This is a genomic window from Terasakiella sp. SH-1 (assembly GCF_004564135.1).
Lineage (GTDB): Bacteria > Pseudomonadota > Alphaproteobacteria > Rhodospirillales > Terasakiellaceae > Terasakiella.
This window is the reverse complement of record NZ_CP038255.1, coordinates 2,084,886-2,097,059: the sequence shown is the minus strand read 5'-3', so window position 1 is coordinate 2,097,059 and position 12,174 is coordinate 2,084,886. Positions and strand designations below refer to the sequence as shown.

The 12,174-nt window shown below is 48.3% G+C and carries 12 protein-coding genes; 10 read left to right on the top strand and 2 right to left on the bottom strand.

The genetic code is table 11. From position 1 onward, the window contains the following. Positions 1–120: 120 nt before the first annotated feature. The 8 genes from E4K71_RS09645 to E4K71_RS09610 all read left to right on the top strand — a co-directional run bounded on the left by E4K71_RS09645 (position 121) and on the right by E4K71_RS09610 (position 7,962). The gene (locus tag E4K71_RS09645; protein WP_135079023.1) at positions 121–1,149 is read left to right on the top strand and encodes a glycosyltransferase; all 1,029 of its coding nucleotides are present in this window, start codon (positions 121–123) and stop codon (positions 1,147–1,149) included. Position 1,150: 1 nt separating this feature from the next. Further along, a complete protein-coding gene (locus E4K71_RS09640) occupies positions 1,151–1,903 on the top strand; it encodes a glycosyltransferase family 2 protein (RefSeq protein WP_135079021.1) in 753 nt (250 codons plus the stop codon). Then, complete coding sequence (locus E4K71_RS09635; RefSeq protein ID WP_135079019.1) at positions 1,904–2,938, top strand: glycosyltransferase; 1,035 nt, start codon at positions 1,904–1,906, stop codon at positions 2,936–2,938. It begins immediately after the preceding gene. Next, on the top strand, positions 2,938–3,975 hold the full coding sequence (locus E4K71_RS09630) for a glycosyltransferase (protein WP_135079017.1): 1,038 nt from the start codon (positions 2,938–2,940) through the stop codon (positions 3,973–3,975). The genes E4K71_RS09635 and E4K71_RS09630 overlap by 1 nt, the downstream gene beginning before the upstream one ends. Positions 3,976–4,064: 89 nt before the next feature. After that, a complete protein-coding gene (gene asnB, locus E4K71_RS09625) occupies positions 4,065–5,825 on the top strand; it encodes an asparagine synthase (glutamine-hydrolyzing) (RefSeq protein WP_135079015.1) in 1,761 nt (586 codons plus the stop codon). Positions 5,826–5,839: 14 nt separating this feature from the next. Further along, positions 5,840–7,159 (top strand): dihydroorotase, encoded by a 1,320-nt coding sequence (locus E4K71_RS09620; protein ID WP_135079013.1) that lies wholly within the window; start codon positions 5,840–5,842, stop codon positions 7,157–7,159. A gap of 159 nt (positions 7,160–7,318) precedes the next feature. Continuing rightward, positions 7,319–7,762 (top strand): FliM/FliN family flagellar motor switch protein, encoded by a 444-nt coding sequence (locus tag E4K71_RS09615; RefSeq protein ID WP_240796784.1) that lies wholly within the window; start codon positions 7,319–7,321, stop codon positions 7,760–7,762. Beyond that, positions 7,759–7,962, top strand: coding sequence for a hypothetical protein (locus E4K71_RS09610; protein ID WP_135079011.1), 204 nt, complete (start codon positions 7,759–7,761; stop codon positions 7,960–7,962). Before E4K71_RS09615 ends, E4K71_RS09610 begins: the two co-directional genes overlap by 4 nt. Before the next feature lie 10 nt (positions 7,963–7,972). Here E4K71_RS09610 and E4K71_RS09605 read toward each other — a convergent pair whose 3' ends face one another. Then, entirely contained in the window at positions 7,973–9,712 is a 1,740-nt protein-coding gene (locus E4K71_RS09605) for an ATP-binding protein (protein WP_135079009.1), read from the bottom strand. 211 nt (positions 9,713–9,923) lie between these two features. On the opposite strand from E4K71_RS09605, the gene E4K71_RS09600 reads away from it, so the two are divergent. Continuing rightward, positions 9,924–10,298: a response regulator gene (locus E4K71_RS09600; protein WP_135079007.1), complete on the top strand. Its 375-nt coding sequence runs from the start codon at positions 9,924–9,926 to the stop codon at positions 10,296–10,298. Between the two features lie 363 nt (positions 10,299–10,661). Continuing rightward, the gene (locus E4K71_RS09595; RefSeq protein WP_135079005.1) at positions 10,662–11,705 is read left to right on the top strand and encodes a response regulator; all 1,044 of its coding nucleotides are present in this window, start codon (positions 10,662–10,664) and stop codon (positions 11,703–11,705) included. Here E4K71_RS09595 and E4K71_RS09590 read toward each other — a convergent pair. Further along, positions 11,702–12,109, bottom strand: a complete 408-nt coding sequence (locus E4K71_RS09590) for a hemerythrin domain-containing protein (RefSeq protein ID WP_135079003.1) — start codon at positions 12,107–12,109, stop codon at positions 11,702–11,704. The two genes, E4K71_RS09595 and E4K71_RS09590, sit on opposite strands and share 4 nt — an antisense overlap. Between the last annotated feature and the right edge of the window lie 65 nt (positions 12,110–12,174).

Sequence of the window (12,174 nt, the reverse complement as noted above, 5' to 3'; positions counted from 1 at the left end):
GGTTTCCTCGTTTTTTTAGAAAGTGGGATATTTAACGCTTTTTCGCAAGCCTCTTCTCTTTGCAGATGAGAAAAATCACCTTATAACAACAGGCAACATGTAAAGTTTTTCGGGGAAATCATGCATATCACAATCATTGACGATTCCATTCCTTATGACGGCAACAGCCCGATGACGCAGCCTTTGGGCGGGACGGAAAAAGCCGTGGCCTCGCTGGCACCTGCCTTGGCAAAACGCGGCCATGATGTGTGTGTGGTCAATCGTATTGTGCAAGGGGCGATGATTGATGGGGTCTCTTGGGTGCCCTTTGATGCCCCACGTCCGCCGGAAACAGATGTGGTGATCTGTGTGAAAAAGCCTCAATTGCTGGAAGAATTCCCGGAAATTGAAAAAAAGCTGCTGTGGCTGGCGACCCCGGCCAATATCCTGAATAAGCCGAAATATCAGGCTCTGATGGAAAAGCATAACCCGATTGTTGTTTTTATGGGCGATACCCATTTCCGATCGTGGGAGCCATGGAAATATTTCCGCAAAGGCATTGTCACACCCGGGGTTCGTCGGGAATATCTGACTGAAGCTGAATATGATCCGGTGAAACCACCCCGTGCGATTATGACGACCAATCCGCTACATGGGATGGAACAGATCATTGATTTGTGGTGCGATGACATTATCAAGCAAGTTGGCGGCGAAGCTTCCTTACACATTTATTCTGCGGGCCTTTATAAAGCGCAAAATGGCGCGGCCCTGCCAGATAAGTTACGCCCAGTGTTTGAAAAAGTGCAAAAGGCCCATGAACATGGCGTAATTGTCCATAAACCGGGATCAGACCTTGAAATGGCCTTGGCCTATCGCAGTGCGGCTTGTCATATTTACCCCGGTGTAGAAACAGAAATGTATTGTTCCACATTGGCTGAAACGCAAGCCATTGGCTTGCCCTGTGTGGCTCGCCCGGTTGGGGCTTGTTCTGAACGGGTGAAAAACGGCCAGACGGGGTTCTTGGTGCCGGATGTAGAGTCTATGGCAAATGTCACCGTGCATTTGCTGACTAAATCAGCATCGCGTGAAAATATGAGCAAAGATTGCCGCATGATGCAACGTGGTCAGACATGGGATTTGGCCGCGGCTGAATTTGAGGCATTGCTTTAACATGCCCACTCTGTCTGCCCTCATCACAGCTCATAACGAAGAAGACCGTCTGGCAAGTTGTTTGGAAACACTCAGCTTTGCAGATGAGATCGTCGTTGTTTGTGATAAATGTAGTGATGGTACCGAAGAGATTGCACGCAAATATACCGACAAGGTGTTTGTGGGCGCATGGAAGCTGGAAGGCGAAAGACGCAATACGGCTATTTCTTATTGCACAGGTGACTGGGTCTTTGAAATTGACGCCGATGAACATATGACGCCGGAACTGGCCGAAGAAATTTGCCGTACTATTGAAACAACCTCCTTTGATTGGCATGAGGTCTTGGTCGATAATTATATTGGTGATCGTCTTGTCCGCCATGGCTGGGGCGCGTCTTTTGGTAAGGCAGCTTATCCCGGATTATTTAAAAAAGGGGTGAAGGAATGGGGGCCGGAACGGCTGCATCCTTCCCTGAACTGGTCCGGCAAAAAAGGGCCTATGTTAAAGGGCCGCATCAAGCATTTTGTGGATCGCAATATTTCTGACATGATCCGTCGACTTGATAGCTATTCCACCGCACGTGCCAAGGATTTGCGCGAAACGGGCAAGGCGGGAAGTTTTGCCAATAACTTAAGACGCTTGTTTTCGCGCTTCTTTAAGTGCTATGTCTCGCGCAAAGGCTATCGCGAAGGGGGATATGGCTTCCTGATTGCCCTGTTTGCGGGTATGTATCCTTTATTGTCCTACCTTAAAGCCACATTGGAAAAAGAATAAATGGCAAAAATCGTTTTTGCAGACGACGGTATTGAATTTGACGGCAAGACGCTGGAAGAACGCGCTCTTGGTGGGGTGGAATCTTCTGTCATCATGATGATGGAAGAGTTTGCCAAGCGGGGCCATGAAGTCATTGTGCGCAATAAATGTAAGGCCCCGATGACCTATAAAGGCGTGGACTGGGCACCGATTGAACAGGGCTTGCCCGATACGGCGGACCTTTATATCGCCAATCGCGGGGACAAGCTGATTGATTTGATGCCCAAGGCCAAGCGCACGGTATTTTGGACCCATAATCCGTGTAAATATATGGTCAAATGGCGCTATTTGAAAAAGTTCTGGAAAGTCCGCCCGACGATTGTTTTTATCGGGACCTATCACGAAACAACCCTGCCGGGCTGGGTGCCTGATGGGGGGCGCCGTGTTATTCCTTATGGCATTCCTGATATTTTCCGCCATGCGGTTGAACGCACAGAAGCTCCGGCCCCGCGTGCGATCTTTACCTCCAATCCGTTGCGTGGGCTTGATTGGTTGTTGGATCGTTGGGAAAAAGAAATTCGCCCTGCTTCACCCAAGGCCGAACTCCATGTTTTTGGTGGGCCTGCGGTTTATGGCTCGGTTGGGGCGGAAAAAGCAGCTTTGATGCAAAAGGTTTTTGATCGCGCTGAACATATGGCCGATCAGGGTGTGGTCATTCGCGGGCCTGCGACAAAGCAGCAGTTGATTGATGAGCTGCAACAAGCACGTATCATGACGTTTCAGGGCGATATTAACGAAACTTTCTGTCTCGCTGTTGCTGAAGCCCAAGCGCTTGGCACACCGACAGTAGTACAGGATTTCGGGTCGATGGCTGAACGGGTCATTGACGGAAAAACAGGGACTGTGGCAAAAGACGACGCAACTTTTTCACAAGGGGCGATCAAACTTCTAAATGAAGATGAGTTTTGGTTTGAGCAGCATAAGAACTGCCTGAAAACCCAACGTAGTTGGGGATGGGAACAGGCGTGTGCTGCCTTTGAGGAGTTAATACCTTAATGCGTCTTTTACAGACCATGGCAGGGGCAGAATTTGGCGGGGCAGAAGCCTTTTTCACCCGCTTGGCCGTTGCCTTAGAAAAAACAGATATCGAACAGCGTGTCGCCATTCGTGAAAATGGTCAACGTGCCCGCGTGCTGCGCGAAGGTGGGGTTGACCCGTTGCAGCTGCCCTTTGGTGGGACTTTTGACATGCGCACAGGCATGATGCTGCGCCGGGAGATTAAAAGTTTTAATCCCGATGTGGTGCTGACCTGGATGAACCGGGCGACCAAGAAAACGCCAGCGGGTAAGGGCAAGTTTGTCAAGGTGGCGCGATTGGGCGGCTATTATGATCTCAAATATTATCGTGATTGCGATCATTTAGTAGGTAATACGCAGGATATTGTCGATTATCTCATCAAGGAAGGCTGGCCGGAAGACCGAGCCCATTATCTGCCGAATTTTGTGCCTTCTGAACGTATGGAGCCAGCGTCGCGAATGGAGCTGTCTACACCAGAAGATGCGCCTCTTTTGCTGTCGCTGGGCCGTCTGCATGAAAATAAGGCGTTTGATACGTTGTTAAAAGCGCTGGCCCGTGTGCCCGGTGTGTATCTCTGGCTGGCTGGTGAAGGACCAAAACGTCAGGAGCTGGAACTTCTGGCAGAAGAGTTGGGCATTCGCCCGCGTGTGCGTTTTTTGGGCTGGCGCAATGATACCGCAGCGCTTTTTGCCGCCGCTGATGTTTATATCTGTCCTTCTCGCCATGAGCCGTTGGGCAATGTGGTTTTGGAAGGCTGGGCGCAAGGTCGCCCGGTGATTGCCGCAGACAGCCTTGGCCCCGGTACCTTGATTGAACATGGCGTGAATGGGGTATTATGTACGGTTGATGATGACAAGGCCATGGGCGATGCCATCAAATGGGTCTTTGGTGACGAGGAATTTGCCCATCAGCTCGCGACGAAGGCTTGGGAAAGTTATCAACGTGATTTTACCGAAGAAGTCGTCGTGCAGAAGTATCTGGAATTCTTCGAAAAGATCACTCAGGATAGGACTTGATCGTCATCCTCGCGCAGGCGGGGATCTGCTTGGTTAGATGACAAAGGTCCCCGCATTCGCGAGGACGACGAAAAAGGGTTAAGTTTTTTATGTGCGGTATTGCAGGCTTTATGACAATAGATGGCACCTCCCCCAGTGATGAGGTGTTGGATGCGTTCGCCAATTGTCTGGCCCACCGTGGACCGGATGGTCAAGGGCGTTATCGTGAAGGTAATGTGGGGCTTGTTCAAACCCGCCTTGCCATTATCGATCTGGAAACAGGTCAGCAGCCGATTATTGATGATAAGGGCAATGTGTTAAGCGCCAATGGCGAGGTCTATAACTTCGTTGAATTGCGCCAATCTTTGCCCGATCAGGTGATGAAAACGGCCTCAGATTGTGAACCGCCGTTACATCTTTATGGGCGCAAAGGTCTGGCTTTTGTCCATGATTTACGCGGTATGTTTGCCATTTCCATCTATGATCGTGAACGCGGGCGTTTGGTGCTGAGCCGTGATCCTTTTGGCATCAAGCCGCTTTATTATGCGGAAACACAGCGCGGATTTGCCTTTGCATCAGAACCCCAAGCCTTAATCGGGGCAGGGTTGGTTAAGCCCAAGGTCCGTGAAGAAGCCCGTGATGCCTTCATGCAGTTGCAATTTTCCACGGGACGCAACACCATTTATAAAGGGATCAAGCGGGTGCTGCCCGGTGAAACGCTGGTGGTGGAACGTGGCCTTGTGGTGGAACATCATATGAAACTGGCCTTGGAAAAAGGTGGGCCAAAAGCCATTGCTGAAGATACGGCCATGCAACAGATGGAAGAGGCCCTGATTGACAGTATCAAGGTCCATCAGCGATCTGATGTGCCTTATGGTTTGTTCCTCTCAGGCGGGATTGATTCGTCTGTTCTTCTTTCTTTGATGGCGGAATTGAACGATCAACCCATTAAGGCCTATACCGCAGGTTTTAGCGGCACCGATGTACCGGATGAGCGCAAACACGCCCGTATGCTCGCCCAAAAGGTTGGGGCTGATCATATGGAAGTGGAATTTGATGAAAATGATTTCCTGACCCTCTTGCCCCGTGTGGCCGAAGCCATTGATGACCCGGTGGCCGATTATGCCGTGTTGCCGACCTTCAAACTTGCGCGTGAAGCGCGTAAGGATGTCAAGGTGGTGCTCAGTGGGGAAGGTGCAGATGAACTGTTGGGTGGATATGGCCGTTATCGTGCTTATTGTCGCCCTTGGCCCCTGCGCAAAGCCATGCGCAATAGCGGTACCTTTGATGGGCTTGGTGTCTTTAAAAAAGATATCGGCAAGGGCTGGCATAGCGGCATTGAAAAGGCGGAAAAGTTCGTCTCAAAAATGGATTTCACTCGCTTACAACGTGCCCAAGGCATCGACTTGATTGACTGGTTGCCCCATGATTTGTTGATCAAGCTGGATCGTTGTTTGATGGCTAATGGGGTGGAGGGGCGCACGCCCTTTTTGGACCCGGTTGTTGCAAATGCGGTTTTCTATCTCCCTGATGAGATGAAGATCAATAACAAGATGGGCAAATATTTGCTACGCCATTGGTTGAATAAACGTTTGCCCGAAGCCAAGCCGTTTTCTAAAAAACGTGGGTTTACAGTCCCTGTCGGCCATTGGATTAAAAATCACGGGGCGAAACTTGGCCCTCTCGTGGCACAACAGCCCGGTATAGAGGAGTTCTGTGACAAGAAAACCGTGAAACACCTTTTCACATCTGATGGCAAAGAAGAAGGGTTTGCAGCCTGGACACTGTTATTCTATGCCTTGTGGCATCAGCGTCATATTCTCGGGTTCAAAACGGATGGGGATGTGTTTGATGCCCTGTCCATGACATAAACGAGGCACGCCTTATGTATGATATGATTCTCAAAGGTGGAACGTGTGCCACACCTGCCGGGATCGTGAAAACCGACGTTGCGCTGAAAGAGGGCAAAATTGCCGAGCTGGGTGATCTGGATGTTACCAAGGCAAAGGACGTGATGGATGTGACGGGCTTACATGTGCTGCCCGGTGTCATTGACAGTCAGGTTCATTTCCGTGAGCCGGGGCTGGAACATAAGGAAGATTTGGCAACAGGGACGGCTGCTGCTGCCCTTGGTGGGGTGACAGCGGTGTTTGAAATGCCCAATACCAAGCCATCCACCATTACAGCCCAGGATATGGCCGATAAATGCCGCCGTGCCAAAGACCGTGTTTGGACAGATGTAGCTTTCTTTATTGGAGCAGCTGCCGAGAACGTGGAAAAACTGCCGGAACTGGAACGTCAACAAGGTGTGTCCGGGGTGAAAATCTTTATGGGCAGTTCCACTGGGAGCTTGTTGGTGAAAGATGATGCCACTTTGTCGGCTGTGTTGGCGTCTGGTCAGCGCCGTGTGGCCGTTCACTGTGAAGATGAAGACCGTCTGGCAGAACGCTTTGCCATGGTCAAAGATGGCGCACTTGTGAAAATGCATGCACAATGGCGCGATGCTGAAACAGCCCTGCTGGCGACAAAACGAATTTTACGCTTGGCTCGTGGGGTGGGGCGCCGCATTCATGTGCTGCACGTTACAACAGCTGATGAAATGGAAATATTGGCGCAATATAAGGATATTGCGACTGTTGAATGTACGCCCCAACACTTGACCCTGAATGATGACTGGTATGAAAAAATCGGTACCAAGGCGCAAATGAACCCGCCAATCCGTGCCCAGCACCATGTGGACGCCCTGTGGCATGCGGTAAACCAAGGGGTGGTTGATTGTATCGGTTCTGACCATGCACCACATACCTTGGAAGAAAAGTCTGCTGCCTATCCCAACAGCCCATCGGGTATGACAGGGGTGCAGACGCTTGTGCCCATCATGTTGAACCATGTGAATGAAGGACGTTTGACGCTGGAACGTTTTGTTGACCTGAGCAGTGCGGGGCCGTGTCGCATTTACAATGTGGCTTCTAAGGGGCGTATGGCAAAAGGCTATGATGCGGATTTCACCATTGTGGATATGAAGGCTGAACGCACAATCACAGATCAATGGATCGCGTCGCGTTGTGGCTGGACCCCATATGATGGAATGAAAGTTCAGGGCTGGCCGATTACGACAATCGTGCGCGGCCATGTGGTTATGCATGAAGATCTGCTGATTGGTGATCCGGTAGGTGAAGCAGTTCGATTTGCAGAATGTTTCTGAGGGAAAAAACGATAATTGTGATAAACTGGTTGAGCTTTCAGATAAAAATCGCGAAAAGATTGAGGGTTAGACTTTTTGTTAACCTTTTTACGTTTAACTGACCACAGTTGGAAAGATGTCTGTTTTTCCAACATGAACCGTAAGAGTTAAGAGGCGCTTATGGCGGACGATGAAGACGACGATCTCTCCGTAGACTGGGGTGCAGCACTTGCTGAAGACCACAATGCTCCGGGCTTGGATGAAGATCCTGATATGGCGGCGGCTTTGGCTGATATTGAGGCCGAACAGGCTGCTGCTGCCGCAGGTGGCGGCGGTGGTGCTGGTGGCCCAACCCTTGGTGATGCCTTGGGATTGGGTGATAGCGTTGAAGCCGTTTACGATGTTGAAGTCAGTGTCCGTGCTGTCTTGGGGATGGCTGTCATGCCGATGAGCCAAATTCTAAAACTGGGCCGTGGTGCGGTTGTAGAATTGGATCGTGGTGTTGGCGACCCTATTGATGTCTATTCTTCAGACCAGAAAATTGCCGAAGGTGAGGTTGTGGTGGTTGAAGATAAGCTGGCCGTAAGCATCGGGGATATTATGAGGTCTAAGCGAAGCCTATGAAGTCTGAAACTGAAATTTATGAAACAGCCAATAAAGTTATCGAACGTTTTGGTGATGAAGCGGCCCTGTATGCAGCAATCCGTGGGGATGAATTCCAGCGTTTGGGCAATTATGAAGGCGAAGTTCTCTGGCGTCGCATTACAAAAGCAGTTGAAGTGTTGCTGACAACAGAACGTCCGCGTACTGCAGTCCTGCATTAGGGGCCTGCCCCTAAGCTGAAGTACCGAATTCCTGATAATATTGTGAAACCGCTTGGCGCAAGTCTTGCGGTTTTATTGGTTTGGCAAGGCAAGCCTGCATCCCTGCTTTAAGATAAGCCTCTTGCTGCTGGGGCATGATATTGGCACTCAGCGCAATAATCGGGGTGTCTTTGTTGGGGCTTTGGCCTGCACGCAAGGCAATTGTGGCTTCTTCCCCGGTCATCAGGGGCATTTGAATATCCATCAAGATCAGGTCAAATTTTTCCTGCTCTGCAATTTCGAGGCAATGTTGCCCATTTTCAGCGATCATGACATCGTGACCGGCATTTTTTAAAACGGTGCTGAGAACTTTCTGGTTAACGGCATTATCTTCGGTCAGTAAGAGTTTGAGAGCCCCGATTTCCTGAAGTGGTGTACTGGGAGCACATGCTGTTTCAGGCTCATTTTCGGGGAAGGGCAAAACCAGGGTAAAGGTACTGCCTTTGGACAGTTCGCTTTCTACAAAGACTTGTCCGCCCTGTAATTCAGCATATTCCTTACACAGACTCAGGCCCAGTCCAATGCCCCCATGTTGGCGCGACATGGTATCATCAACCTGATGGAACCGCTCAAAGACTTCTTTTTTATCTTCTGGACTGAGGCCAATACCGCTATCCATAACGCGACAAATTAAGCGTCGTGTCGGTTGTTCTGTGACTTCGAAAATAACAGTCACATGGCCTTGGTCTGTAAATTTCAGCGCATTGCTGGTCAGGTTGAATATAATCTGGCGCAGTTTCTTAATGTCGATGTCGCCACTGCACTCTTTGGGGAATTGTTGCTCGACACGATATGTAAGCCCCTTGTTTTCTGCATCCAGTTTAAACATGATGGCAAGCTCATTGGCAAAACTGGTGAGGTTAATGGTGTCAAGTGTAACGGTTTCACGGCGACCGGCAGCTTGTGTAAATTCAATGATATCGTTGATAATATCTTGAAGGTGCTCGGTTGAATGGGTTGCTGTTTGAATAAGCTGTTGTTCTTCTTGTTTATCTTTGGCCTCATCTAAAAGACCTAACGCCCCGATAATCCCATTGAGCGGGGTGCGGAGTTCATGACTGACCAGGGCGATGAAATCATTGCGCGCCTTGGCTGCCTGTACAGCCTTGGATTTGAGAACACGTTCCTTATTGATTTCATAGCGGGCAAAAAGGGCCGTAATCACCAGTAACAAAATGAAAAGGGAGGCCACCCCTAAAATCAGGGTATGGGATAATTTATCCATGTCCTGGGCCAGATGGGTCATATCAAGGGTGACTTCAATCGCACCGTGAAATTCTGCCTCTTCCATAATGGGAAGATAAGCATCTGCAATCACACGCTTTTCTTCTTTTTGCCGTTTGATCAAAACAACTTTTTGCCCGTGTCGAACCTTTTTAACAAAAAAATCAGCCGTATTTTCATCACCGATTTCCTTATAATCGGCAGACCAGACGACCGTGCTGTCATGGTCAAATATTTTGAACCAGAAGACATTGCCGACATTTTTGGCAGTTCCCAAGGTTTTAATATCTTGAATGGTCGGCGGGGCACCATCTAGTAATCGGCCTAGATTTTCAAGGTCAGCCTGAACAAATTCAGCCCAGTGAAGGCTTTCTGAGCGGGCTTGTTCTTGCAAAATCTGGTCTGTGTTCTTTTGAACGATCAGCCAGGTGCCAACGACGGCACTGATGCCCATTGCCAAAATAATGAAGAGAAGCCGATTACCCATTAAATATACTGTTTCCTGAAACAGCCTATGAGACTGCCCTTGGTTAGAAGTTTGTAAACAATAGCAAATTTGTTTGTCGGGTTCTATACGGCAAATACCTTAAAGTCGCTATCTTATTCTTCTCATCAAAATGAGTGTTACCATGTGGGGATAGCTGGTTTTTCTTTTGTCATCTATACAACCTTTTTGGGCGGGTTTGGGGTGTTTCTAAATGCCAAAAGTATTATTCGTGGATGACGAAGAATTTATTTTGGAAGGCGTTCGGCGCAACCTTCGTAAAATGCGCGATGACTGGATCTTCTTTTATGCATTAAGTGCAGAAGATGCTGTGGAAATTATTGAAAAAGAAGGTGATGTCGGGTTTTGTGTAACCGATATCCGCATGCCCGTTTTTGATGGCTTTCGTCTGTTATCCTATCTGGAAAAAAAACACCCGGAGATCACACCCTTTGTTCTTTCCGGTCAATGTGACGATCTTGCCCGTGCTGAATTCCAAAAACGCAATGTGATGTTTTTTGAAAAACCTTTCCCCGCAGAAGACCTGACGGCAGCCATTGAAATGAAACTGATGGAACAAATGGTTTAAGCTCAGGCTCTTGGAGCCTGACCCGAAAGTATTTGTTGTTTTTCATCAACTTACTCAAGGGCAAAAGTTAGGAAATACGTGTAAAGCGATGCGGGGCATCGGTTAAACGTGTTGACGCGACAGTTGCCCTTGAGGCGTTGACCCAAAGGGTAGCCTTATGTTCGCCCGTCAGGGCGTCAAGATTTGCTTATGATGCCTCCAGCATCACCGCACAAATCTTTTCTACTGACGAACAAACATAAGGCTATGAAAAGCAACAAATACTTTTGGGTCTGGCTCTTAGTTACCAAATGGGAATATCACGTTTGTTACGGACGTATTACACCTATGTAGTAAGTTTTGCTATTGTCGTGGTGTGATTTTATGGATGTAAGTTCAGTCCGTTTGATTTTGGGGGAAGGCAATATCTCAACCCGTCATGCATTGGTTTCGATGCTAAGACATAAAGGGTTTCATGGGATACAATATGCCTCGACGATTGATGCCGTTGAAGACTGTATCAAAAGTCATAATGCGGATTTGTTGATTTGTGACAATAATATTGAAGGTGGGTCTTTATGTGACCTTGTTGAGGGTATTCGTCATGGCCGGATTGGTAAAAACCCCTTCATGGTTATTATTGCCTTGATTGCTAAGGCTGAGAGTGAAGTGGTCCGGGCGCTGGTCAATGCTGGGGTCGATGATATCTTGGTGAAACCTGTGAGCGGCTTTAATTTGGACAAGCACCTGCACATGCTGGCGCATCACCGTAAACAGTTTCTGGTAACAGAAACCTATTTCGGCCCAGACCGGCGCAAGGATAAACGTAACTCTGGCGCACAACAAATTGGCACGTTTATGGTCCCCAATCCACTGGAACAAGGTGGTGTAAAGGTGACGTCCTTTCAGGTCAGGCATCAGATTGAAAAAACGAAGAAAATGATCAATGACCAATTCATTGAACGCTATGCGACCGAACAAGAGTTTCTGACAGGGCATGTCGCTCTACTTCTGCATAATAATAAGCAGGACGAAGTGCCAGACATGCTTGCCAAACTGGAAAGGGTCGTCGTCAGTCTCAAATCCAAACTGGGCTTATCAGATTTTGGCCATGCTGCACGCCCCTGTTCAGATATTCTGGACATGATCATGCAAGTAAAGCTTGGCAAACTGGTGCTGTCCGTTGAAAGTTTGGTTCAACTCGAAAAATTAAACCAGACGGTTCAGGAAATTATCTTTCCTCCCAAAGTGGTGCAGCCCAAGAAGCCTGTTTCTGAAGAAAAAAGTCAGGAAAAACCAGCCTGTCAGGCGGAAAACAAGGTCCGACAACTTCAAAAAATGGATGCCAAGTTACCTGAAAGCCAGACAGCTGTTCAATCTGTGTCTTCCCAAGAAGAATTAGCCAAACGTTTTGCCAAGTCGTCTTAAGCCAACGCAGGTCTTAAAAACTGCTTGTGGGTAACATCTTCTTTTAAGATATGATTCATCCACCAGTTTTCTAGAAAGACGATAATTCTTTCAAAAACGCTCGTGCCTTCTTTTTCATAGATATCGCAAATATGGCACAGCTCTTCAAGGTAGAGAGTATGGCTGTGTTTATGGTGGTCCAACCCGCTGGTGTTGTGAGCAGATAGCAAGGTTTCTTCAAGAAGATGATCGTCTGCAAATTCAACCAGTTCGCCAAGAATGGTCAAAACGACATCATTATCAATATCTTCTCGACCTAAAATATGCAGTTGATTGATCAGCTCAATCATGCGTTTGTTTTTGCAATCCAGTAGGGGATGTCCGGTGCTATGTTCGTCTTGATTCCAGGTGAAGTCAGTCCTCATTTTATCTCTCCCATTTATGAATTTTGTTCTTTATGGTTGAGAAGAATGGTATCACCAGAAATCTA